Here is a 24295-nt window from a genome sequence, read left to right on the forward strand (position 1 = left end):
TTGTGCATCCGTCTTTGCCCGTCAAGTAGCGTTCGGCCACATGAATTTTGAAAGCCTTCGTAAATTTGACCATAAAAACACCCCATAAAAGTTGGATTTTTATGTCCAACTTTTATGGGGCAGTTCACATTCGGGGTTTTTCGTATACGCACGAATCGCTATAATGAACCTATTCATTTAGACGGGAGAAACAACCATGAGCAAAATCATTTTCAATATCCATCAAATTGATCAGCTTGAGTCGAACCCGAACGTTTCGTCGGTTTCAGAACGCTCGATCCAATACACCGGTGAATTCAAAATAAAGGCCGTGCTTGAAAACATGGACGGCAAGGGACCCCGGCAGATCTTCACGGAGGCTGGATTCGACCTGACGGTAATTGGGAACAGGAAGGCGAAGTCCGCGTTGGAACGATGGCGCCGAACATATCGAAAAGACGGGGAAGACGGTCTCCTGAACGACAAACGTGGAAAGGCTCTGGGAGGTGGACGCCCGAAAACAGACGAGTCGATGGAGAGACGGTTAGCGAAGGCAGAGGCAAGAATCAAGTACCTGACGGCAGAGAATGAACTCTTAAAAAAGCTAGAGAAGTTAGAAGGGCAGGCGAAACATACGAACTGACACCAGCAGCGAAATATCAGGCCATCAACACCGTCATCCGCATCGCATAGCTGAAGTACCTCGTCCGCCCACTATGTGAGATCGCCGGCGTGAGCCGGAGTGGCTATTACGCCTGGTTGAACCGTGCCGAGGCGGAGTCCCTCCGGGAGGAGCGTGATTACCTAGACGCGACACTCCTCAAGAAAATCCACGACAGCCATAAAGGTAAAGTCGGTTATCGGGGGCTGTACATGGAGGTGCTCGCGACACTCGGCGTCCGGATCAACCACAAACGGATTCTCCGACTGATGCGCAAGTATAACATCGTCACCAAAATCCGGAGGATGAATCCTTATCGGAAGCTCTCTCAGGCGACGCACGAGCATCGCGTCGTGCCGAATCTGTTGAACCGTCAGTTCCGACAGAGCGAGCCTGGAAAGGTGTTCGTGACCGACATCACCTACCTCCCGATCGCCTCCGGCGAGAACGTCTATCTGTCATGCGTGAAGGACGTGGCCACGCGTGAGATCGTGGCGCACAAGCTGTCCGCAAGCCTTCACATGGACCTCGTCTTTCAGACGATGGAAAAACTTGAAGATCACCTCCAAGGGAATCTGCATCCCGAGGCGATGATCCATTCGGATCAAGGCTTCCACTATACACATCCGGACTACCAACAACTCGTTCGCAGCCTTGGACTGATCCAGTCCATGTCACGTCGAGGCAACTGTCTCGACAACGCACCAATTGAATCATTCTTTGGCCATTTGAAGGACTATGTCACCAACCGATCGTGTGGATCAATCGAGCAGGTCAGAGAAATGGTCGGGGACTACATAAACTATTACAACTGCGAACGCGGTCAGTGGAACCTAAAAAAGATGACCCCGGAACAATATCGGGGCCATCTAATCGCCGCATAGGACATACGGGCTTTTTATTAAACTGTCCATTTTACGGGGCTCAGTTCAAATTGGACGGGGCTACCCTAATTTTATTGAGACAATATAAAAACACCTTCGGAGTGGTACACTTTTAAAATGTGCTAGCATCGAAGGTGTTTTCTGCTTGAATAAAAACATATATCAGATTGAGTAAATATATATTACTTATATTATATAATTATTTTAAAAAAGGAAAAAATTAAAAATAAGGGTTGATTTACCTTTTATTGAATTATTATCCTTGTAAGGTATTAAACAATATTAAAGCAGAGGTGGTTTATATAAGATTTAAGATCACGCTTGTTCTAATTGCATCTCTTTTTGCTTTCTTTGTTTTCTTTAGACCAGAGAGCGAGACTAAAAGCACGTCAAATCACCTCAATAATTGGGCTGACAAAATAGTTGGACATGATCCAACTGTTTACGATGATCCCATTAAAATCGCTATTTTAGATAGCGGTATTAATAAAGATCATCCTGCTTTAGAAGATTTAAAGTTCGAAGAATACAATGCAATTTCTAAGGCTGAAGAAGCTGTGTCCGATGACTACGGGCATGGCACCGCGATTGCAGGACTAGTTGCGGGCCAAGGAGAACGAATACAAGGCATTCTAACTAATCCAATTATCTATGACGTAAAAGTATTAGATGAGAATGGTGAGGGTAAGTTAGAACCTGTCGTAGAAGGGATTAAATGGAGTATAAATAACGAGGTCGACATCATCAACATTAGCTTTGGATTTACCAAAGACTACGACGAGTTACATAAGATCATCCAAGAAGCATTAAAGCAAAATATCATCGTAGTAGCATCTTCTGGGAATAATATGGGGCTTTTTGTAGATTATCCTGCTAGTTACGAAGGTGTAATTTCAATAGGCTCTATCAATAAAGAACTTCAAATTGATGAATCCTCAGCTATCAATGGTGTGGACTACTTTGCCCCAGGAATTGATGTAGTTTCTACCTCTAAAGATAAAGACTACAAATCCTTTTCCGGGACTTCTTTTGCTTGTGCTTATGCCACGGGAGTGATTTCTTCAATCGTTTTGAAAGAAGATTATGTTCGTGGTAATCAAATATCCTCAGTCCTCAACCAGTACTTGGTCTCTACAAAAAGCAAAGACAACTCTACAGCACGTATTCTAACTCTTAACAAAAAAATATTGGAGGATTCTAAATGAAAAAGTGGTTTACTAAATTTCTACTTGTAGTTTTTACTAGCGGCGCGTTATTGACGCCGTCACAAGGAGCAAATGCAGAAGGTAATGTGAAGGTAGCTGATGAATCCGATTACTCTATTCAATCGCTTCAAGAAGGTGATGAAGAAATCGTATTCAACTATGAAAACAGCATTGAAAATGAGTATGAAGAAGATTCAAAAACCATCTATACTGTTGATGTAGAAGATGAATTTAACATTCATAACGAGAACTTTGAAATGACTGTTTCTGAGTCTGATAACGAAATGACTGTTTTCTCTCAACTAGACAATGGGAGTACAAAACTTTCATCTGAGTTTTATGTAAATATTGAAACTGGTGAAACGTATGTAACTGAGACAGTACCGAATTCAGAAGGTGGAAACACTACTAAAGTTTATGATATTGCTTTTACTGATATCGAAGGCGAAGAGTTCAAAGCAACTCTTATTGATCGTGACAGTGACGATGTATATAATATCAATACAATTGATGCAAAAGCTTCTGCAATTCCAGTGTTAGCTATCGTTCTCCAAATGGGCGCTAGATGGGCTATTAAGAAGTATGGTCAACGTGCATTGATCAGTGCTTTTGGAAAATACGCGTTGAGCAATGCAATTAAAAATGTTCCGAGTTTGGTAGTAAAGAGTAAGCATCTTCAAAGTCACACGGGAACATGGGCCAAGTTTAGCACTAACAGTCAAGCAACTGCTAAGTCGTGGATTAAAGAAGCTCTACAAAAAGTTTCAGTCTCAAACTTTCAAATTAATAACAATGAAAAACTATCCTTCAGATTTGATGTAAGTATGGGTAGAAAAGTTGGAACTAAGGGTGAAACAAAAATTCGAATTGTGATAGGATATGATGGAAAAATATGGTCAGCATTCCCGGTCAAGTAACTTTTAACTACGATTTTATCAGTGATAGTAATTCGATCTCCAATAAGTCTGCTAGAAATGTACCTACTATCCTCTCTGTAGAAGCGGATTTCACAATTGAAATCAATCAAGAAGTTTATTTTCAAGCTGAACTTCCTATTTTAGAATTCTACAAATCTTTATACAGATGGAAAGAAAACTTGAGCTCAACTTCTACCCCTGAGTTTCATTATTACTCCGTTGAACATGCAGACTATGATAACGGAGCAATTATTTCGATGATTCCTTTCTCAGATAAAGGTAGAATCAAGTCAATCTGGGCAAAACTTGATGTTTATAATGTTTTTGACCTTGATTATCTGGTTAAAAGTCTATTAGATTTAGAAAGTAGCTTGAAGAATGATATCGAGAACTTCTATGGCATCGATATGAATAAGTTCATAAAACATATACCTTTTACTCTTGCCCCAGATGATAATGAATACAGTTAATAGATTTTATACAAAAACTCTTTGAAGAACCGGAAAAAATGGTTTCTCAAAGAGTTTTATTTGTCTAATTTTTTATACTTACACCTCCATCAATATTACACACAATCCTTTAAAACCATTTAAAACATTATTTAATATAATATCGAGTCTTATCGATTTTTTCGACAACTCAAATATACGTAAAAATGTAATGAAATTTATTTATACATAATTTTTTTGAAAATTCACAAAAGCTATTCATACTCATTGTCAAAAATATAAATAGAATAATGTCGGTGATATGATATGCTCCCCAATAGGTAGACAGATGAAATAACAAATCTGTTTATCTATTGGGGAGTGTTTTTTTATGGCGAGAAGTCGGCATTCGATTGAACAAAAACTGAGTGCACTACGTATGATGGAAGAAGGAACATGCACCTGGAAGGAAATCGAGGAGGCTCATGACGTCTCTATGAATACCCTTCAGTTGTGGAAAGTGAAATTCGATACCGGTGGGATCGATGCGTTGAAGGAGTCGAAGACATGGAAACATTACACCAAGGAACAGAAGATCGCGGCCGGACGTGACTATCTCGATGGGTTCACTAAAATGGAGGTTCTCTCCAAATATCATATTAGTAGTTGGTCGGTTCTATATCGGTGGATCAAGAAGTATACTGGTCATAGCGAGTTAACAGATTCGAGAAAAGGGATGGATCGAGCTATGGCCAAAGGGAGAAAGACAACATTCGAGGAACGCATGGAGATCGTCAGGTATTGCCTGGACAACGGACGGAACTATCAACGGACGGCCGAGATATTCGCCGTGTCGTACCAGCAGGTCTATGGCTGGACGAAAAAATATGACGCCGACGGCGTGCACGGGCTCGAGGACCGGCGCGGACGGACAAAGCAAGAAGAGGAACTGACCAACGAGGAGCAGCTTGAACGTCGCATCCAACAGATCGAGCGGGAGAACGAGCGCCTTCGGGCCGAGAACCTGTTCCTAAAAAAGTTAGAGGAGATCGAGAGGAGAGGTTGATCAGCCAGATCCGGCTACAATTGCGTTACACGGCCATCAAGGAAATGTCGACAAGCGACACGTTCCCGGTCGTGCTCTTATGCGAGATCGCGCAGGTCTCACGGGCCGCCTATTATAAATGGTTAAAACGTACCGTCTCGGTACGCGAGGAAGAGAACTTGAGTCTACTGGAGGACATCCGTCTCCTCTACGACCAGGTGAACGGGACCTACGGGTATCGACGGATCACCATGACGGTCAATCGGAGACGACGCCAGCATGGCCTACCGGCATACAACGAAAAGCGGGTCTATCGTCTCATGCGCATCCACGAGATCCGTTCGGTCATCCGCCAGAAGCGAAAACGGTACAAAAAGTCTTCCCCGCAGCATGTGGCCGAGAACCTGATGAACCGAGAATTCAGCGCGTCCCGACCGGACGAGAAATGGTGCACCGACGTCACCGAGTTCAAATATGGCGCCGGGAGGAAGGCGTATCTGAGCGCGATCATCGACCTCTATGACGGCTCGATCGTCGCCTATCGCATCGGGAAATCCAACAACAATGGGCTCGTCTTCCAGACGATGATCCCAGCGATCGCGGGGCTCCGTACAGGAGCGGGTCCGATGATCCATAGCGACCGAGGATTTCAATATACATCGAGAGGGTTCAAACGCATGGTGGAAGACGCAAAACTGACCCACAGCATGTCTCGCGTCGGACGTTGTCTCGACAACGCCCCGATCGAGGGTTTTTGGGGTACCCTGAAAGTCGAGATGTACTACCTGCGTGAGTTCCAGGCCTATAGCAAACTCACGTCGGCCATCGAGGCCTACATATCGTTCTACAACCATGATCGTCTCCAGAAACGACTAAACGGCTTGAGCCCTGTCGAATACAGGGCTCAAGCCGCCTAGGTTGGTTTTCATTATTTACCCTGTCTACTTGACGGGGAGCAGTTCAATAGACACATTGGTATCTTTTAGATATTTTATAAATTCGGTCACGATTCATATCTGTTCAACCATTCTTTATACACGCACCACATAAGTTTCGACGCGCCAACTTTCTTAAGCGTTGTTCTGACGCTCCGTGCCTCCCGTAAGGGGAAGCGGTGCGATGAGCGACTTCGCCACAAGGCGTTAGACGCTCACGCATGAGCCCGGATCACCATTCCTTCTCCCATGCCCCGTCTTCAGAGACTCCCCAATCCTCGAAGCGATACTTGATGAGCCAATGCACATGCATCACTTCATATTCGAATACACCCTTCGATAGCTCCGAGACGACGAAGCTGACGTCCCCATCCGCCACTATCCATGTCCCATATAGATACACGATCTTGATGGGACACTCTTCCGCATCCAGATAGATCACCACGCGGAAGTAAGGCGAGTTCCGTCCTTCATCGAACCGGACGACTTTCTCGACGCAATGTTGCCTGTCGACGACACGCATCCACTCGGGGTGTTCCATCAGTTCCGAGAAGACGGTCCGAACGAACGGATCCAATCCCGCGAACGCATAGTCATCAAGCAGCCCCTCATCCATCACGTCTCACCCTTTCCGGTTCTTTATAGAACGATTCCCCGTCCAGAGCCAGTTCAGTCCTTGTTCATGAACCTCCAGAAATGAAGACTTTTAAAAAATGTATACAACTATCCCTTTTTCTTATGTACGACGATTCCGTCGAATCATATTGGTATTAAAAAAGACGGTGAGGTGGGTCAAGCGTTCTCCTTCCTTCACATCACAAAGAAGATCCATGCTCACAAGTTTTAAGTCGTCAAATTCTTCTTGAAGCCGGTCAGGAAGGCGTCGAAGCAATACCTCCGTCATCTCGTCCATTGTCTGTTGATCTAGTTGGTAGCTGTCCATCTGAATCATCCTCTCCTGCTGATAGCCTCATGATACCTCGTATCCATGTAAGCAACATCTCGCCTAATTTCACGTAAGCCCTGGTGTTGTTTCAAACAAGCCCTAGGGCTTGTTTAGAAAACATGATCATTTTCAATAAACAAACCGCGTTTTTACTTCTATCGTTTCATCAAAAAAACTCTTTACGAGACACGTCAAAATACTATCCTATATCTACGCACGAACCACTCCGTTTTCGTCATACGAAAACGACCCTTTCCCGGATCCCGCTCTATGGATCCAGGCGATAGCAACGTGAGTCGCCCGTCCCGTCAAAGAAAAACGTACGTTTTTCGTCCTTGCCCTTACCGGACGGACCGGGACCGGTCCCCCGGCCCCACTCCATTCCATTCAACCCATGTAACCTCGCTGTTTCATACTGACGTATGACTCGTCCGCACCGAGGATGAGATGGTCGAGCACCGGGATGCCGATAAGGTCCCCGGCTTCATGTAACCGTTCGGAGACAAGGATGTCCTCCCGGCTCGGGGTCGGGTCTCCGCTCGGGTGCTGATGACAGACGATGAGACATGAGGCATTGTTTAGAATCGCGCATTTGAAGACTTCCCGTGGGTGTACAACGCTCGAGTTGACGCTCCCGACGTGCGCCCGATGGACACCGATGACCCGGTTTTTCGTGTTCAGCATGATGACGAGGAACACTTCACGGTCGTCGTCCCCGATGAACGATGACCCGATTTGTCGGGCGCTGTCCGGAGAATGGATGATGGCGTGCTCGAGGGCGACCATTTCCTCGCGAACCTCTTGCTTGATACGGATGACCTCGATGATGGCGGATAGTTCCATGATGGTTTGTCCCCTTTCGGATAAGCTGACCTCAGAACGAACACCGTTGTGCGTCCTGTTGACGGGAACGAAGCGAGCGTCGGGAGACGGTGCAAGGGCGACCGCAGGGAGAGCCTCAAAAAAATGCGTAGAGCGCTTACAGGACCTGGCTTCCGTAGCCAACGAGCGAAAAGCCTCGCTTTGAGCCAAAAGCGAAGGAAGACGGGCCGAAGGGTGCGTCATTTTTTTGACGTCCCTTGCACCGACGACCAGCGAGCTAGAGTACGGAAACAGGACGCACGGATTACCATTCATGAAATATCCTGTTCAAAACAGATAAAAAGAGTATAAAATAAGAACAAACGTTCGTTTTTTATTAGGAGGGTGATTTTTTATGACGATGTATCGCGATCGGGGTGAGCTGAAATGGATTCCGTTCCTCATGCCCGAGCACAAGGCGCTGCTGACGAAGTACTATAAGGAGATTCAGAAGATTGAGATGCCCGATATCGACGAACAGGTCCTATCAGTTTATGAGAAGGTGTTGAATGACGCAATTTTCAGCGGGGATATGGTGGAGGTGAAATATGTGGAGGAGCGGGAGATGAAACGGTTCAAGGGTTTTGTCCACCGGACGAACTACATGGAGCGGACCGTCGAACTGGCCAATCAGCGGGACGGTATCATCCATGTGCCGTTCAAGGCAATCATTCACGTGGAACAATCGATGGACTAACGCCCTAGCGGTTGTAATTGACGTAAAATCCCTTGTTGGTTTTATGGTGGTATGTGGAACCAGAAGAGAACGGGAACACGCTAGCCTAAAGGTGTAGTATATCAATCTTGAAAATATAAAAAGCATTAATCACTCCCATTTAAATGCTTTGGAGGTATTATCAAGGCTCTTTTTTTATCTAAGTAAATTGTCGTATACTGGAAACAGAGAATGTAATAATTGTTTGACCACTTTCTAATCATACTCAGATATCATTAGCGTGTGCTTTTTCATACTAGAAAGCCTACAACAACCTATGCAAAATAAATAACGGAGGAAAAAAGTATGCTCTTTTCAAAGCGAAACAGCCAAAAAGAAATTGAGATATTCCCTTATGACAACACTTTACCAGACCGTCTTCGAAAACAACTCTACCATTTATTGGTGGAGGTTTATCAGATTGAAACCCGTCGTGGTTATGCGACAGAATCTAGCGCACTATACCTCTTGAACCAACCGAATCTATTCGCGGATGTTCGACAATATATTTGTGCTGAGCATGGTCTACTTGATTTTTCTGATGCTCCAGGTTACGGAAAAGATTTCAGTGATCCCATTTCAGCCTGTCTAAAATTTTTATTAAGTTGCATTGAGAGTGACTGGGTCGTCGATATGATTGAGCTACTCTTTAGATTCGCTGTTGATTTCAGTTTAGCTGGACCCGAAACGATTAAGACCTTGAACATGAGATTCCGGGAGAACGGTGTCGGACTAGAGTTTGTGGAGGACCAATTCATCAAAATTGACTCTACCATACTCCACACGGAGGCAATTAAGCCAGCACTCACACTCATGCATAACGCCCAATTCGCAGGACCTTTGAATGAGTATTTGGAGGCACACGGACAATACCGTGACGGTGACAACAAAGCTGCTATCACTTCCGCTGCTAAATCGTTCGAGAGCACGATGAAGACTATTTGCCAAGTCAATGGCTGGTCAACAGGAAAGGGGACAGCCGCCGCACTCATTCAGGCACTCTTTGACAATCAGTTCCTTCCAAGCTATTATCAAACGCAGCTCACCTCTCTTCGGGCGACGCTTGATGGACTGCCTACAGTCAGAAATAATAACACAGGACACGGGCAAGGCCCGACGATTGTCAATACTCCGGATTACCTGACCCAATACGCTCTCAACCTCGCTGGGGCGAACATCACCCTTTTGATTAAAATATATAATGAATCTCAGAAATAGCTTGATTATCTGCAATTATACGTCGTCCTCAACACTGTGAAATGGAGGCTAATTACATGGAGTCTAGAAATAAAAAAGCAATCCTACAAATAAAGCGGACTATAAAAGATATTAAAAATTATCAAAATGATTATTTTTATGCAAATGTTTTTGAAAATTTTGCATCGACTCTTAATAAATATGCGCTTCAACTAGACTTACCTGGTTTTAAGTTTGAAGAATTTCATTACTCCGTATCTAAAAAAACTATCAATGAGAATGGGTATCGATCATTGCTACACTATGTAGAAACGTTGGAGGAAGAATTACCTCAAGCTTATACAAACCATACAGATAATAATCGTCCCCCTTCAAAAACAGATGCTCAAAAAGTGTTTATAGTTCATGGAAGAGACACGACTTCCTTAATCGAAACGGAGCTGATACTTAATAGAGCAGGATTGAAGCCTATAGTTTTAAGTAGACAAATAAACAGTGGGTTGACGTTGATTGAAAAGTTTGAAAAATACGCTGACGTTTCCTATGCGGTGGTTTTACTTACACCCGATGATGTAGGAGCTTACGTTGAAGGGAATATTCAGCCAGATTTAAAGTTTAGAGCAAGGCAAAATGTACTGTTCGAACTAGGATTTTTTTATGGGAAATTGGGAAGATCGAATGTAACCTGTTTAATAAAAAACAATGTTGAAAAACCGAGTGATATTGATGGGATAGCCTATATCCCGTTTGATAAATCTGTGGCTGAGATTGAACTTCACTTACTTAAAGAGCTAGGTGCCGCGAATATGAATGTAGAGTCTCTTTGGTAGAATCTAACTTTTATCTAAAGCTTACATCCTGCCTTTCAAAATGTACCGACTTCAGCTCAAATTGATGAACGAATTTAAATATCGTATCTACAAATTTGATACTTCTAGAGAGATTAAGCACAGCTAAAGTCCACGGTTATAGGAGAGAAAAAATGAATTTATTTATTGTTGGAAATGGATTTGATTTAGCACATTTTTTACCTACTAAGTACGAGAACTTTCATACATATTTAAAAAACACTTATCCAGGAGCTTTACAGACTGACCTTTCTTTTGATATATCATCAATCACTCATCCAGATGGTTCCGAAATCTTTGAGGCTAATGAAGTCGTTGCTTTCATAATAGATATTATATCCGAAGCAGAGACTAACGGTGACAAGTGGTGCGATTTAGAGAACAGTTTAGGAAAATTAGATTTCGAAAAATATTTTGATGAAATGTCCTATCTTTACGATGAGGCCGATGATGATTTTAATGAATTTCATAGGGCATATGATTATGAAGATGTTTCAAGTAATTTTCACGATGTGATTATAAAAGTAAAAGACTTATTTGCAGAATGGATTAATTCAATAAAAATATCAGACGTTAAAGCAAAACAAACTTTCAAAGAAATATTGGATACCTCAAATGACTATTGTATTAACTTTAACTACACTAGGGTATTGGAAGATATTTACGGAGCAAAAAACGTATTTCATCTGCATGGACAGCAAAATAGTGAAATAATTATCGGTCATGGAATCAATCAAAATGAAGACAGTCGCTATATTGGCACTGAAGATGCGTTGTGGGAAATCCATCACGCCCTAAAAAAAGATACCAGTAAAGTAATTGAGCATTGGAAATCACTATTTGATTCATTGAATTTAGTAGATAAAATATATTCTCACGGCTTTTCATTTTCTGATGTAGATTTGCCATATATTAAAAGAGTTTGTGAAACTGTTAACACTGAGTCTGTCACGTGGTTTTTGAATGACTTTGAAGAGAGTATCATTAGAGAAGAATACATGAACCGGATTAGACGATGCGGATACAGAGGTGCGTTCTCTGCATTCAGTTTATAAACGAAAAACTGAATAGTTGGCACTTCTCCACTACCTAATAAAATCAAGCTTGAAAAATGTCATTTGTTCATATTGTATTCCTCAAGTATTATTGGGCGAGCCTACAGTTTTGTCTTCTGATAGTTCTCTTGCGCTTCATATAATGACACTCTGAAAAGGCTATAGATTCGTTAAACATTTTACATATACAATAATTAAGAGGATGTATACATTTCGACGTCGAATGTATACATCCTCTCTAGAATTACTTACGGTTACTTGTATTTGCTAATCAAATACGGGAAAATGTAAACGAGGTAATCAAGTGTATTTTATGTCTTATATATTTGTATACAATAAATGATAAAGCGGTGAATCTTATGCAGTCAAATGAAATTAAAGTGACTTCCTTTCGCGTCTCACAAGAGGTTAAAGAACATATTCAACGCCTTACAGAACAACGACAGCTGTCTACCAATCAATTGTTCGAGGAATTAATCACTTTATTTGATAAACAGTCTCCAGACCCTTTAGTCGTCGAGGAGAACGCATCACTCGAAGCAGCACTGAATCAAGTCCTTGCCCTGTTCAATGAACGAGCCACTCGACTAGAAACGCAACAAAAAGAACATGAGAGAATCAACGCGCGCTATAAAAATACCATTCAAGACCTTGAACAAAGCGTAATTGCAGAAGCTGAACGACTCCAAGAAGAGTATGAGCAAAAGGTGTCGTCACATGAAATTGAAGTCACTCAATTACAAGATCAAATCAGCCAACTGATCACGGAAAAAAAACATGCTGAAGAAACGTTGGATACAGAACGGAACTCATTTAAAGAAGAGTTAAAAGATCAGAAGAGAACAGTTTTTCATCTAGAGGGTGAACTGAAGACGCTCGAGCAAGAGCGTAGCCAGCTCAACCGTCAAAACCAGAGCCTAATGGACTCGCTTGACGAGTTGAAGGCACGGACGAGACGAAGCGACCAACTCGAAGAGGAGAATCAAAAACTTCACCTAGAAGTGCAGCTCCTCCGTCGTGAAAAAGAGGCGTTCGAGAACCGGTTACAGGAACAGATCGAGCTCGCGGTCCTACGTGAGCGAAACAAGCTATCGGATAGTGACTAATATGAAAAAAGTACCCAAGACACGTCATACTTCGACGAAGATTGGGTACTTTTCTGTCTTAATGATAAAACATCGTATGTTTATGTGTCATACATGTGTTGATCGAGCACATTTAAATCATGTGGACGTATTGTCTTGAAAAACTTTCGAATCTGGCTTCTTTTCACGACTTCATACCGCTTCAAATATATACAAAAGTCTAGGAGGGTATGCTGACGAATAAGTGTTTGCTGTTCCTCTTGATTTACGATGTACAGTTCAGCGTCTGTGATGACTTCTCGAATGTCCGCGTCATCGCTACATATCAATCCAGCGCTGATCAATCTAGCGGCAGCAAGACTGTGGATTTCACCCAAGTCGCTCGTATGTTTGAGTGGCCGTCCTTCTCTGATTTTCTTTTCGTCCAATTGTTGAAACGCAAGGCGAACTTCTGTCAGATAAACGAGATAAAGGTCATAGAGTTCATCCGTCGCAATCGATGCTTCCGATTCAGGATCGAACAGCACCCACTTCCCGTCGTGGATGAACGCGTCGACACTTTCTCTTACCGAAGATGTCTTGAGTTCATTCAAGACCTCCACATGGATAAGGACTTGTCCATACAGGCTACTGATCCAATCGAAGACGTCGGCTTGTCGAAAACTTGCCGCATGAATGATGATGTTCGCATCGATGAACACCGGCTCCTTAATCATGGGGGGTGTCCTCTTGTATACGACTCATTTCATCTTCCTGGAACGATCGAGCCAGATCCGGTCTGTAGACGGAGAGTTTGTTGGCAGCATTCAGTCGCGTCATGTTCTCCGCCTCGACCGCCTTGACCACGACTTGTTCATAGGCGGGGAACGATTCAAAACGCTGGGCTTGATCCAATGGGCTCGGAGCGATTCCTATACGGTTCCGTTCCTCACGCCAATCGGATTCCTGTTCACTCAAGTCAGAGAATCGATAATTGAGTTCTCGGAGTCGTCGGACGACCGAGACGTATGGCACTTGGGCCATATCTGCCAAATAGATGATGGCGGACTTCGTATCATAGCCGTCCTTCAGCTTCTCCCAGACTTCTTTTGTCGTACTCTTCGGCAGCATGATCGCAGCGGCGAACCGGTCGGCCGCCCGCTCGTGTTCGAATCCATCGACCTGCCATTCACTTGCTTCAGACAAGTGCCATAGTTCATGAGCCGCGGTAAAGTAACGCATGCGCAGCGGTTGGTAGGAGTTTAATGCGATGAACTCTTCTCCTGACATATGCTTGATGGCGACACCGTAATAAGAGTCGTCCTCGACATATTGAAAGATGAGGTTCGCGCGTTTGGCCAACACCTGTTCAATGTAAGCTCCAATGAAGACGTGACTATCAATGACTTGCTCTAAAAAATCGGCTGCGAACGCTTCTGCCGTGTCTTCAGCAATTCGTGTTGACGGCTTCATCTTTGCTCACTCTTGAGACCAATATAGTCTTCCACCGCAAATTTCAGACGCTCAAGCTCCATTTTGGACCGTCGATTTGAGAGGGTCCCGCGCAACTCGACCGTCATGCGCTCGTCTCTCATTGAAGCGTCGGTCGTCAACTCGTTGACCGATACACCTAATACCTTCGCGATAGCAACGATACGTTGTGGTTGGATGACACGGCTCTCATTCAGCATATGACCGACCAGTGCCTTGCTGACCCCGATTTTTTGGGCTAACCATTGCTGCGACTTTTGATTATCCTGTAGCCATAATTTTATATTATTCACGATGATTGTATTTGAGTTCATGAAACCACCTTCTTTCAAAGCAATTATAACACCCCTTGTAGACAACCACAAAATTAAAAAATAAAAAAGTATACTTTGAGCTTTTAAGATAGAAAGAAAGGAATAATAGGCCATGGTTCTAAAAAAACAATTGTATTATTATGATAGATATATGTATGGAATCTGACATGGTAAAATATTCTATATCAAAAAAATAAGGGGATGATTAAATAATGATTGAGGAATTACAATTACATCGAAGAGAAGTCTTAAAAAAGTATTATAAAAACCCTCTTTATAAAACAAAAGAAACTAAATCATTTAGGTTCTTTTTTTACGGAGCTATCTTCTTTGCTCTGTTTTATGTGTCGACAACTTATATTTTATACTTAAAAATCACTTGGCTTTTAATTTTGTCTTTATCACTTTTAATAATATCAAGTGTAATAATTTACATTTCAAATTCATTCTTAGACAAACACATTCTAATTTCAAATATATTAAAAAATCAATTTACCAAGGACCAACATATTGATTACCTTGAGAACCTATATGGAGACATAAATTCAGAACATCTATCTAAATTGAGTTCTATAATTTTTGAAAAAGCGCAAAAGAAAAGAAAAAGTATAGTTATAAGTTTTAGCTCACTTTCTATCATCATTCCATTCATTGTTACTTTTATTAATTTGCAAAACAGTTTCAAATTAGAATGGTTAATGGTATCAGTAATTTTACTTATTATCATTTTTCTAACAGTAAGAGTTTTAACAAAAAAAGTAGAAAGCGTATTGAATAAAGAAGCAAATGAGTTGGAGGAATTAGCAGAAATTTTAAGAGAAGCGGCTATATTTATAGATCGAAGGAGAATAGTACCTATTGAAATCCATCGATTAAAAGAACAGGCATTTCCTGAGTACTTACCCGTAATGTCTAAAAAAATTAACCACTTAAAAATGAAGATTACTATTGTTGATAAAAATAATCCTCAAGAATAGTTCGAAATCTAATGGTGTTTAAGTGAAAGGGATTCGATTTCGTTATAACAACGCATTCGAATCCCTTTTTTTAGTTAGATCTATTTAAATAGTTGCTCAAAGCACGCCGAATAATTTCATCTGCAGAGACATGTTCTGCCTTGGCTTTTTCAGTTAATCCAACATATAGAGGGTCGGTCAAATCATCAAATCGGATTTGGACTTTCATCGGTTTGATTGTTGTGGCATCCCCTTCAATGACACGTTGCTCTTGACGCTCAATCAGCATGCGCTTTACTTCACGCAGTTCTTCACGCGTCATCTCATAGATAGTCTTGTCTCCTGAAGCTGTGTAGTACTTCTTATTCTCAAGTAACGCGAGCTTCGGATCTTCTGGCCACGACAACAACTCAGCAAGTTTTGTCGCACTGAAATCTTGCTCGAGAGTCTTCTCTAAGATGTTCGGACCAAACGTGTTCCAAAAGGCTACGAAGCGACTGACTTGAGGGTGTGACATTCCAATCTTGTTTAAAAAGTCTTTCCAAGTTCCTTGTTCTTTTTGGAACTCTTTTTTTGTTTCAGGATCACGGAATAGACTGTTCGCATGGGCAAGTATACGACACTTTTCGACAAAACTAGTCGCTTGAATCGCATCGATATGATTGTAATATTGAACGATTCCATCCATGTCCTCGGGAAGCCGTTTCGTGATGATACGCGACAATCCTGTCGCTGGGAGGGCCTGATAAGGGTTCGACACGGTCGTCGTCGCAGAGAACTCTTTCACGGCCTCGACTTGTTCCGTACGGCTATCCGTCGCTTGTTGATTCTGATTCACCGGAAGGTTGGCACTGAACGTCGAGATTTTAGGCGTATGTTTCTTTCGGTTACGTGTCATAAAGCAAGTACCTCCTGAGCAAGTAATAGATAGGCGTCTGTGGCTGGGCTCTTGTGATCAATGACGGGACGAGACTCTCGCTGCAACGTCTGAACCTTCACCGCATAAGGAATCGTCGTCAAAACAGGAATACCGACCTCTTTCCCGAGTTCTTCAAGTTCTTCGACTGTCGTGACATCCCCCTTCGAGCGGGCACTCACCATCGTAGGGATGAAGGCAGCGATATGAATGTCTTCCCGGAATCGTTTCATCTCTTCCAATTCTTCTGGTGCCGAATAGACGGCATCCATCGAGAACTTCTGCATCTGTACAGGCATCACGATGCGATCCTGAGCGACGAGTGCGCAACGGGCATAGGGATTAAGGGCAGAAGTCGATCCTGGACAATCGATGAGACAGATGTCAAACAGTTCATCAATTTTGGCGAGTTCTTCGCTGAGTCGATACTCGTACCCGATCTGGCTCGTCAGGTCACTCGGTGAGGCTGAGCGTCTCGTCGGAACAAGATAGACCGTTCCCGTCTCATACTCGCATGTCACGATGACCTGTTCGATCGGTGTATAGAATGGATCATTCTCTTCAAGCAGGCAATCGAGTAACACCTTGCCTTCATAATCGTTTGTCAGACCGAACCCATTTGTCGAAGAGGCCTGGTCGTCCGCGTCGATGACAAGGACACGTAATCCGTCGCGTGCATAGGCATGAGCCAAATTGATGGTGGTCGTCGACTTCCCGACGCCGCCCTTTCGATTGTACAATGCGATTTTCTTCATGATTCGTCTCCTCGCTTATCGTCTGTGACGTCGATGATATTGTCGTTCACGGTCCGCTCGATGATTTCCGTCAACAGCTCACTTACACTCCTGTTTTGTGCATGCGCATACTGTTGGAACTGATCGGACAGATCCGACGGGATTCGTGCAGAAAGAACCGCAGATGGTTTCTTCGGTTTTTGAAACGGGCTGACTTTGACCTTCGATACAGATTCACGTGTTTTACGGGCCTCACGGATTTGTTTGACCGTCAATTCGTCGACACCTCGAGACTCGCCGTCGATATAGAGTCCCTGTTCGACGACTTCCTCGACATTGTCGAGATACATCAGTTCAAACAGCTTGGAAGCCGGCAAGCTCGCAAGGGATGCTTCAAGTGGATGTAACGTCTCATATGCTTTGATATACCGGGATGCAAGAGAACTCGACATCGAAACGGCTTCGAGAAAACCGATCCATTCTTTTTTGTCATGCATCTCAGAACGGGCGATGACCAGCCGCTTCCCGATCTCGAATACAGAAATCGTTTGAACTTTTGAGAGCTCATTGATTTCATGGACGAGGTCTTCGACTTCTTTCGACACCGGAAGTTTTTGAACGAGTGTACTGATATTCGTCAAACCGCTCTGATATGGATGCTGCTCACTCGGCTTAATTTTATGAATGTTTCGGTTCCGTGCCTTCATGACGTCCCACCTGCCTGTTGAACGACTTGTTTGGCCAATAGTCTAAACGGTTCAGCGAGTCCCTTCGATTCCTTGGAGCGGTACTGGATGACACTCTTGCCACTATCGGCAGCTTTCTCAATGAATGTGGATCGTTTAATCATCGGAAGGATCTCTATTGCCTCCTCCTTCGCGATGGCTTCCATTGCTTCATAGTATTCTTTATCTGCCTTTAACGAAGCATCCATGGCGACAGGAAGAATTCCCGTGATGACGAGGCCCGGATTATAGAACTTCTTCACTTTTTGTATGGTCCTTACCGTACTCGCAAGTTGATCGAACACGAGCTTCTTCGGCATGAACGGGATGACCGTCATATTTGACGTCGAAAGCACGACTTTCGAGAGTTCATTGATCGATGGGACCGAGTCTAGGATGATCCAATCAAACTCATCCTCGAGCGGTGCAATCATATCTTTTAATAGAAAGAGCTTGTCTTGCTCAGAGATCAAATTGATCAACCTCGCATTTCGTTCATTCGAGGGGAGAAGACTCACGTGATACGTCTCATCGTCAAACAGGACTTCTCGGATATCGAGATTGCGTGTATGTACATCAAACATCGTCATATACTTGATCGTGTCAGATTCTTTTAACATCAACTTACTGAGTGAGCCTTGGGGATCCAAATCAATGATGAGAACTCGTTGTCCCAGCTCACCCAATGCGTAAGCCATATTCAAAGAACAGGTCGTCTTGCCTGATCCACCTTTCGATATGTAAAACGTGAGTATGTTCATCTTCTCTCCCCTTTCTCTTTCATATCATGTCACATTCACTCTTTCCATTCAACACAAAAACAGCAAAGACAATGATAAATTCAATATAAAAATGTATACAATAATGATTTGGATTTGTATACGATTTTTGAATCTAAATATTTTTTGTATATGTTTCGACGTCGAATTGTATACAGAGACATTTTTGACCTAGGTATTTATACAAAGTTCCTGTTGTGAACGTCATTCATATTTGTAGATCTCTTTTATAGAATAAATACGTGGCACATCTGAACATGCTTTAAATAATAGAAGAAGAGATAAAACCATATTCTTCTGAGTTAAAAAAATATAAATAGATTAGAGAGAGTTAAATAAAGATTAATAGAATTAGAAAAAGAAGAGGGTCGCTCAAGCCAGTCGTACCAATCCTTCTGACGATTTAAGTGAAAAGAGATATTTCAAAAGCGCCATCGTTTCATTCACAAAGGTTCATTTTTTTTCAACGCTGATTTGAGAATTAAAAAACAAGAGAAGATTTAATTCAGTAAATCCTTGATTACTTAACTGTTTGGTTTGATTTTTTTCCTAAAAGTAAAAAAATGCAGATTCAGTATGCACTGATGACTTAGAACGAATGGGAAACAATACAAACAGAAGGAAACACCTGAAAGAATGGGTCATTTTCATATATACTTTCAAAAACGAACATGACAAATAGACCATCATGCGATAGCCAATTTTGCCTGGTTCTCTTTTAGTCGTTGATGGAGATAGAAGATCGGTTCTTCAAAGAACAGCTTATGGGTGCTCGAGTGGACCAAGTCCTCACGATGGTGTAGGAATGCCTGTTTTAACTCTTCGACGACCCGTTTGAATGTCTCGGCCCCGAATGTATCGCTCATCGAGAAGAGTGAATCACGGTTGACCTTGAGAGCATCAAAGTCGAAGAACTCCCCTACTCGCTTGCGCATTTCGAACCAAACGAGCTGAACTTCAGTGCGGTCTTTCTCTTTGATCTGCTTACTGTCTTGCGCAGCCGATAGCTGGACTTCAAGTAAGAGCGGTCGTGTCGCGTCTTGGACTCGTTTCTTGAGCGAGATGTTCTGTTTGACCATATTTAAGAAACGCTTACTGTCTTCAACAAGCGACACTTGAAGGAATTTGAGACCAGACATCATCTTTTGGATGGCGAGCTTATGGCCACAGTATTTAGGAAGGAATCCTTTGATCTCATCGTAGGTCAGGATGGCCTGTTCATTTGACTGGACATGAACGTCTTTTTCGACCTGGACGATTGTCCGTAGCGCGAGTCGTAACGTGTTCACATTATCAAGCGCGATTAATTCGGACAAGAGACCGTGCCAAACAGACGTATACCCGGTCTTCGAAACGACCACAGCACCGTCTACAAACAAATCACGATAGTTTTCAAGGTAATCCGTCAATTGGATTGAAATCACTCCTGGGAAGTGACGGATGACCGTCATGAGGCCATTCTGTTCGAAGGTCTTCAAGTTGTTATGTAGGGAGCGGACCGACGTACAGGCAAAATCCGCGACCATGTGGTCTTCGATGAATTCAAGCTTCCCTTGGTCGTCAGCGTAGGCGAGAATAGAGAGAATATGACGGATTCGAGACTTGGTCCATTTGAAGGCCGTGAAACAGGCCGGGATGTTATAATGATGCTGCTCATAACGATAGTGATCTGGGCGTTTCGTCCAGCGTGTCAATCCGCTCATCGCGACCAATAGTTTATTGGCGATTAAAATGTGTCGATTCGTCTCCATCATCTCTCCTACACCTCCCCTATCCTAAAATATGCTAGTTTCAGTATCCAGCTCTTTCAAGATAGTGTCAAAGTGCGTTTTCAGTACGGCATTTTGTTACCAAAATGAAAAATTCGTTGATATAAAGCCATTTTGAACCAAGAAAAATATGCGTTTTCAGTACGGTCATTTGTTACCAAAATTGATTCATCCGCTCTATAGCGCCATTGCTGTAGAGAATAGAGTAGATTTTTTTAGATGGAAAGGAGAAAAGTGTAGTTTCGGTACGGTGTTTTGTTACCAAAAACGAAAAATTGTAAGTTTGGTACGGTTGTTTGTTACCAAAAGAGAAGGAAATGTAGTTTCAGTACGGTCATCTGTTACCAAAAAAACAAAAAGAGTCTCAAAAATTTATTTTCTAAAGGGCGAGGAATCCATAAAAATGTAGTTTCGGTACGGTGTTTCGTGACCAAAATAAGAAAATGCACTTTCAGTACGGTCATCTGTTACCAAAAAACGAAAAGTGCAAGTTTGGTACGGTCATGCATTACCAAAATCGTTGAAATCTGATATAAAGGAAAGCCATATTCACCAAGAAAGGCGATTTGATTGAATATCTATCGAATCTTAAGATGAAAATTTAGGGAAGGTAGATTCAAACCAGCGCCATTTTTTAAGAAGAATGAGAGGAAAGTGTAAGTTTGGTACGGTACAAGAGAAGATATAATTCAGGATGTCCGACGATACTCGACATCATTGGACGTGTTGGTTCCAACTTCACTGTTAAATTCGAATCGTCGTGATTCATGTGAAACAATGAAGTAGATTAATTAAAAAAGAACCCAGTCTATCTGGGTTCTTCGCGATAACAGTTATAATAGTAACGTGTCCGAATGACCTGGCAATTCCCAAGACTCCAACGGATAGAAGGTGAAGAAGTAATAATCGCCGGAACGGTGCCAATCCTTCAGGATGAAATCATGTTCCTTGATTCGATCCAGATTCAACTCAAGCTCTTTCAGGTTGTCGGCCTTTCGGACCTTGTTGAATCGAATCGAATAGGTGAACTGACGCCAGTGCCTTCGCACCGGTTGTTGCTCCCCTGTCTGAATGGAGCTCATGCGCTCTTTTTGTAGGACGAAGGCCAGATGATAGGCGAAGCTGCCTTTCAATTGTTCGATCTGTTCCCCGTAGATGCTGACAATCTGTTGTTTCAACAGGTCGTCGTAGATTTCCTCACTGACCGTGACGATGACTTGACTCTCGGCTAATGTCGTCGCATTTTTAATGGTCACCGAGGAGAACAGGCCTCGGATGAAGAAGTCCCCGTCCTCGTTGTGTCCTGCGACCCGATAATAACCGAGCTTCATGAGACGTTGCGTCGTCAAATCGTAGCTTTTCCCACTATCGTTCGCATACAGCTTCTTGACGAGCTGCGAGAGCGGGAAGATAATTTTCCGGCTTGTCTGGAACGTCATGTCCCGATACGCCAGAATCTCTGTGAAGGCCTCGAAGTCTTTCGAGTCAAGGTCCGGCACTTTCCCGTTCAATTCTTGGATGAATTCTTTGCTGACGAGGACCGAGAGATGGTCGGGAATCCCCTTCTTGTATTTCGGGATGACCGTGTCATAGTTTTGAAGCTCGAGATTCAGCTGCGACGCTTCGTTCAGTTTCTCATCCAACAGGTCTGTCTGGTTCTTGATGCGGTCGGACATACCGAAGAACGGGATATCGACGGCGAGAGTCGGAGAATGGTGCGCAGTCGGTTGGTTGAGATCTACCTCTTTGGCGACCTCCCATAGGATCATCAAAACATCCGTCTTGAGTGAGGTCTTCTTCTGATTCACCGTCTTTTGGGACCAGTAAGGATACGTATGGATTAACAGATTCGGATTCTCAGCCCATTCTTTCAATTCTAGGATGCATTGTTGCATATAACTTTCGATGGTTTTCACGTGAAACTCTTTCAGGAAGGCTTCAGGGCCGACCAAATGATGATATGCGGTAATCATCTCGAACCGGGCACGCAATTCTTTCTTCGGGCCACGTCCCTCTTCGTAGTTTCGGATGGCAGCCTGCACCCATCGCTTCTTTAGCTTGTTGAATGAATGATAACGTATCTTCTTATAAGAAGCCTCTAGATTTTCGAATTGATAGTGCTCCTGATAAAGTGTCGTGACGAATTCCTGGATATCAAAGATAGACACGCTGTGGAGAATCTCCTCCATACGATGCCTTTGAATAGCCGTGACCGCTTGAGAAATGATGAGTTGTTGCGAGCGGCCATTGGAGGTTGATTGAGTCTCCATATTGATCACCTCTTCTAAGGATAAATATAGCACAAATTAAGGCATATTTTTTTATTCAATTAAATTATTTCAAATACCGTAGTTTTCATATAAGTGTGCGCCGGCGCACACTTTTGGAATATAAATATTGTGGACAAGGCGATTTCTTATTCTTTCACTCTGTCTTCGACAATAAAAGAGAATAAAGATGCTTGGCAAATAACTAAGCATCTTGATGTGTCAGCGCTCTTGAATTATTTTTTAGGATTATTTAAAACAATTTGATCGGTTTTAAATCAAAAGTGGGCTTAGCATGTGTTTGAGACATAACAATGTTTAGACTCTCTTTTTTTTAGGATGTCCAAATTTGTTAGTTCATGATACATAAAAGCATTTAGAAAAGTGTGCGCCGGCGCACACTTTTGTGGATTGTTCAATTATAATAACGTTTATAGTTTTTTGAAGAATCAACTCATGTTAAAAATCAACCCGATTCGACTGAACATCACGTCTATGCTGATAAAGTTTATTTTTGTATCTTAGAACGTTGTAATACTTTAAAAAATGAGAAGCTTAAGTATTATAAGCAGCACTTATGAAATATATAAAAAACCGTCAAAAGATAAAGAAACCATAGATTTATCTTTTGACGGGAAGTTTCAAAATACCTTATTCAGTTATATGTTTGTTAGTGAAGACTTTGTCCGTTATGAGCATTAGGACTTTCGTATAAATAGTTAATTACATTCCATTTTTCTTAAAATCATTATTCAAGCGTTGTTCAATCAAATCATAAAACGCTATATTTTCTGATTCAGTCAGGCTAGAAATAAATTTAGGGACAATGATTGCCTCGTTCGTTTCATAGTATAAAAAGAAGTGACCATCGTCTTCACCAACGACCTTAATTGAATCCCATGGCACATCAGTTTTTTTGATCCCACTTTTAAAAGAAGAGCTTACGTGAACCCCGGTTTCATCGAGCTGCAACGTCACATCCCGTGGCCATCTTGTATCATTTTTATACGCAGATTTGAGTTTGCGAAGCGTGACGAAATCGTAATACTTTCCGATGAACGGTCTCAATAGAATGACGGGGATAATGGCTAAACATACTACGATGAGTTTAAATATATTCTCCGAATTCAAATAGAGAGAATAAAAATAGAGAGACATCGGCAATATGATATGGAGAACAATAAAGCCGAACAAGAAGACCATCATGGCGAGTGCGATGGTTGTAATATTGTATCTAGCTTTATGATGCTCGGTCCTCTTTAAAGAGTCTTTCTGTAAGGCCATAAAGTCTTCAAACGTCAATTGATATTTTGTATCCATCCTACAGCTCCTCTTCTTCCATATAAATAAAATTTACTTACATAATGCTAACCTAGGTCAACCGTAACAGATTATTTACGTTATTTTCCAGCGATATGACTTTAATCATATTTTGTATAAAGAGTGTACATATCTTTATTTGTTAAAGAATGTGGGCACTATCAGGTAGGTATACAGTGACAAATACTTATTATCATTTCAAATAAAGCAGTTTTTGAAGTTCAGAAAAGAGCTTAGTTTGATTTATGAAATAAGCTCTGTTTCATGGGGACAGTCTAATGAAA

General features: G+C 42.3%; 23 protein-coding genes and 1 pseudogene. 11 read left to right on the top strand and 13 right to left on the bottom strand.

The annotated features are described in order from the left end of the window. Positions 1 to 196: 196 nt before the first annotated feature. The 5 genes and pseudogenes from EVJ21_RS14005 to EVJ21_RS14025 all read left to right on the top strand — a co-directional run bounded on the left by EVJ21_RS14005 (position 197) and on the right by EVJ21_RS14025 (position 6036). Positions 197 to 1524: pseudogene (locus EVJ21_RS14005) on the top strand (IS3 family transposase). Between the two features lie 248 nt (positions 1525 to 1772). After that, positions 1773 to 2729 carry a S8 family serine peptidase gene (locus EVJ21_RS14010; protein ID WP_161568960.1) on the top strand — a complete coding sequence of 319 codons (957 nt, stop codon included), beginning with the start codon at positions 1773 to 1775 and terminating at the stop codon, positions 2727 to 2729. Then, positions 2726 to 3646 carry an SAR2788 family putative toxin gene (locus EVJ21_RS14015; RefSeq protein WP_071399721.1) on the top strand — a complete coding sequence of 307 codons (921 nt, stop codon included), beginning with the start codon at positions 2726 to 2728 and terminating at the stop codon, positions 3644 to 3646. Before EVJ21_RS14010 ends, EVJ21_RS14015 begins: the two co-directional genes overlap by 4 nt. Then, a complete protein-coding gene (locus tag EVJ21_RS14020) occupies positions 3622 to 4116 on the top strand; it encodes a DUF7878 domain-containing protein (protein WP_071399722.1) in 495 nt (164 codons plus the stop codon). Before EVJ21_RS14015 ends, EVJ21_RS14020 begins: the two co-directional genes overlap by 25 nt. Positions 4117 to 4465: 349 nt before the next feature. Then, positions 4466 to 6036, top strand: a protein-coding gene (locus tag EVJ21_RS14025; RefSeq protein ID WP_131490749.1) for an IS3 family transposase whose coding sequence is annotated in 2 segments (ribosomal slippage) — positions 4466 to 5105 and positions 5105 to 6036 — 1572 coding nt in all. Because the reading frame shifts where the segments join, the coding sequence is not laid out codon by codon here. Between the two features lie 250 nt (positions 6037 to 6286). On the opposite strand, the gene EVJ21_RS14030 is transcribed toward EVJ21_RS14025, so the two are convergent. From EVJ21_RS14030 to EVJ21_RS14040, 3 genes are all read right to left on the bottom strand, one after another. Then, positions 6287 to 6670 (bottom strand): hypothetical protein, encoded by a 384-nt coding sequence (locus tag EVJ21_RS14030; protein ID WP_071399724.1) that lies wholly within the window; start codon positions 6668 to 6670, stop codon positions 6287 to 6289. Positions 6671 to 6790: 120 nt separating this feature from the next. Then, the gene (locus EVJ21_RS14035; RefSeq protein ID WP_071399725.1) at positions 6791 to 6997 is read right to left on the bottom strand and encodes a hypothetical protein; all 207 of its coding nucleotides are present in this window, start codon (positions 6995 to 6997) and stop codon (positions 6791 to 6793) included. Between the two features lie 390 nt (positions 6998 to 7387). Then, the gene (locus tag EVJ21_RS14040) at positions 7388 to 7843 is read right to left on the bottom strand and encodes a JAB domain-containing protein (protein WP_034799670.1); all 456 of its coding nucleotides are present in this window, start codon (positions 7841 to 7843) and stop codon (positions 7388 to 7390) included. A gap of 373 nt (positions 7844 to 8216) precedes the next feature. Between EVJ21_RS14040 and EVJ21_RS14045 the strand changes: the two genes are divergently transcribed. The 5 genes from EVJ21_RS14045 to EVJ21_RS14065 all read left to right on the top strand — a co-directional run bounded on the left by EVJ21_RS14045 (position 8217) and on the right by EVJ21_RS14065 (position 12782). Beyond that, the gene (locus EVJ21_RS14045) at positions 8217 to 8558 is read left to right on the top strand and encodes a YolD-like family protein (RefSeq protein ID WP_071399726.1); all 342 of its coding nucleotides are present in this window, start codon (positions 8217 to 8219) and stop codon (positions 8556 to 8558) included. Between the two features lie 324 nt (positions 8559 to 8882). Then, positions 8883 to 9794 (top strand): STM4504/CBY_0614 family protein, encoded by a 912-nt coding sequence (locus EVJ21_RS14050; RefSeq protein WP_071399727.1) that lies wholly within the window; start codon positions 8883 to 8885, stop codon positions 9792 to 9794. Between the two features lie 56 nt (positions 9795 to 9850). Beyond that, entirely contained in the window at positions 9851 to 10603 is a 753-nt protein-coding gene (locus tag EVJ21_RS14055) for a TIR domain-containing protein (protein ID WP_071399728.1), read from the top strand. Positions 10604 to 10755: 152 nt separating this feature from the next. Next, the gene (locus EVJ21_RS14060) at positions 10756 to 11676 is read left to right on the top strand and encodes a bacteriophage abortive infection AbiH family protein (RefSeq protein WP_071399729.1); all 921 of its coding nucleotides are present in this window, start codon (positions 10756 to 10758) and stop codon (positions 11674 to 11676) included. 359 nt (positions 11677 to 12035) lie between these two features. Further along, positions 12036 to 12782, top strand: a complete 747-nt coding sequence (locus EVJ21_RS14065) for a hypothetical protein (RefSeq protein ID WP_071399730.1) — start codon at positions 12036 to 12038, stop codon at positions 12780 to 12782. Positions 12783 to 12862: 80 nt separating this feature from the next. On the opposite strand, the gene EVJ21_RS14070 is transcribed toward EVJ21_RS14065, so the two are convergent. From EVJ21_RS14070 to EVJ21_RS14080, 3 genes are read right to left on the bottom strand one after another with little or no spacing between them, the layout of a single operon-like run. Continuing rightward, positions 12863 to 13477, bottom strand: coding sequence for a hypothetical protein (locus tag EVJ21_RS14070; protein WP_071399731.1), 615 nt, complete (start codon positions 13475 to 13477; stop codon positions 12863 to 12865). Then, a complete protein-coding gene (locus EVJ21_RS14075) occupies positions 13470 to 14213 on the bottom strand; it encodes an ImmA/IrrE family metallo-endopeptidase (protein ID WP_071399732.1) in 744 nt (247 codons plus the stop codon). Before EVJ21_RS14075 ends, EVJ21_RS14070 begins: the two co-directional genes overlap by 8 nt. After that, the gene (locus tag EVJ21_RS14080; protein WP_071399733.1) at positions 14210 to 14545 is read right to left on the bottom strand and encodes a helix-turn-helix domain-containing protein; all 336 of its coding nucleotides are present in this window, start codon (positions 14543 to 14545) and stop codon (positions 14210 to 14212) included. Before EVJ21_RS14080 ends, EVJ21_RS14075 begins: the two co-directional genes overlap by 4 nt. 212 nt (positions 14546 to 14757) lie before the next feature. Here EVJ21_RS14080 and EVJ21_RS14085 point away from each other — a divergent pair, with 212 nt between their 5' ends. Then, entirely contained in the window at positions 14758 to 15522 is a 765-nt protein-coding gene (locus EVJ21_RS14085; protein WP_131490750.1) for a hypothetical protein, read from the top strand. Positions 15523 to 15592: 70 nt separating this feature from the next. Here the strand turns inward: EVJ21_RS14085 and EVJ21_RS14090 are convergent, their stop codons facing one another. The 7 genes from EVJ21_RS14090 to EVJ21_RS14120 all read right to left on the bottom strand — a co-directional run bounded on the left by EVJ21_RS14090 (position 15593) and on the right by EVJ21_RS14120 (position 24011). Further along, on the bottom strand, positions 15593 to 16399 hold the full coding sequence (locus EVJ21_RS14090) for a ribbon-helix-helix domain-containing protein (protein WP_071399741.1): 807 nt from the start codon (positions 16397 to 16399) through the stop codon (positions 15593 to 15595). Next, positions 16396 to 17172 carry a ParA family protein gene (locus tag EVJ21_RS14095; protein WP_071399740.1) on the bottom strand — a complete coding sequence of 259 codons (777 nt, stop codon included), beginning with the start codon at positions 17170 to 17172 and terminating at the stop codon, positions 16396 to 16398. Before EVJ21_RS14095 ends, EVJ21_RS14090 begins: the two co-directional genes overlap by 4 nt. After that, positions 17169 to 17858 carry a hypothetical protein gene (locus EVJ21_RS14100; protein ID WP_071399739.1) on the bottom strand — a complete coding sequence of 230 codons (690 nt, stop codon included), beginning with the start codon at positions 17856 to 17858 and terminating at the stop codon, positions 17169 to 17171. The genes EVJ21_RS14095 and EVJ21_RS14100 overlap by 4 nt, the downstream gene beginning before the upstream one ends. Continuing rightward, the gene (locus EVJ21_RS14105) at positions 17855 to 18637 is read right to left on the bottom strand and encodes a ParA family protein (RefSeq protein ID WP_071399738.1); all 783 of its coding nucleotides are present in this window, start codon (positions 18635 to 18637) and stop codon (positions 17855 to 17857) included. Before EVJ21_RS14105 ends, EVJ21_RS14100 begins: the two co-directional genes overlap by 4 nt. 704 nt (positions 18638 to 19341) lie before the next feature. Then, complete coding sequence (locus tag EVJ21_RS14110) at positions 19342 to 20409, bottom strand: hypothetical protein (protein WP_131490751.1); 1068 nt, start codon at positions 20407 to 20409, stop codon at positions 19342 to 19344. Positions 20410 to 21257: 848 nt separating this feature from the next. Further along, positions 21258 to 22694: a hypothetical protein gene (locus EVJ21_RS14115; RefSeq protein WP_071399736.1), complete on the bottom strand. Its 1437-nt coding sequence runs from the start codon at positions 22692 to 22694 to the stop codon at positions 21258 to 21260. Between the two features lie 720 nt (positions 22695 to 23414). Next, positions 23415 to 24011 carry a YcxB family protein gene (locus tag EVJ21_RS14120; RefSeq protein ID WP_131490752.1) on the bottom strand — a complete coding sequence of 199 codons (597 nt, stop codon included), beginning with the start codon at positions 24009 to 24011 and terminating at the stop codon, positions 23415 to 23417. Positions 24012 to 24295 lie beyond the last annotated feature (284 nt).

The sequence above is a fragment of the Exiguobacterium sp. SH0S2 genome, from assembly GCF_004337185.1.
Lineage (GTDB): Bacteria > Bacillota > Bacilli > Exiguobacteriales > Exiguobacteriaceae > Exiguobacterium > Exiguobacterium aurantiacum_A.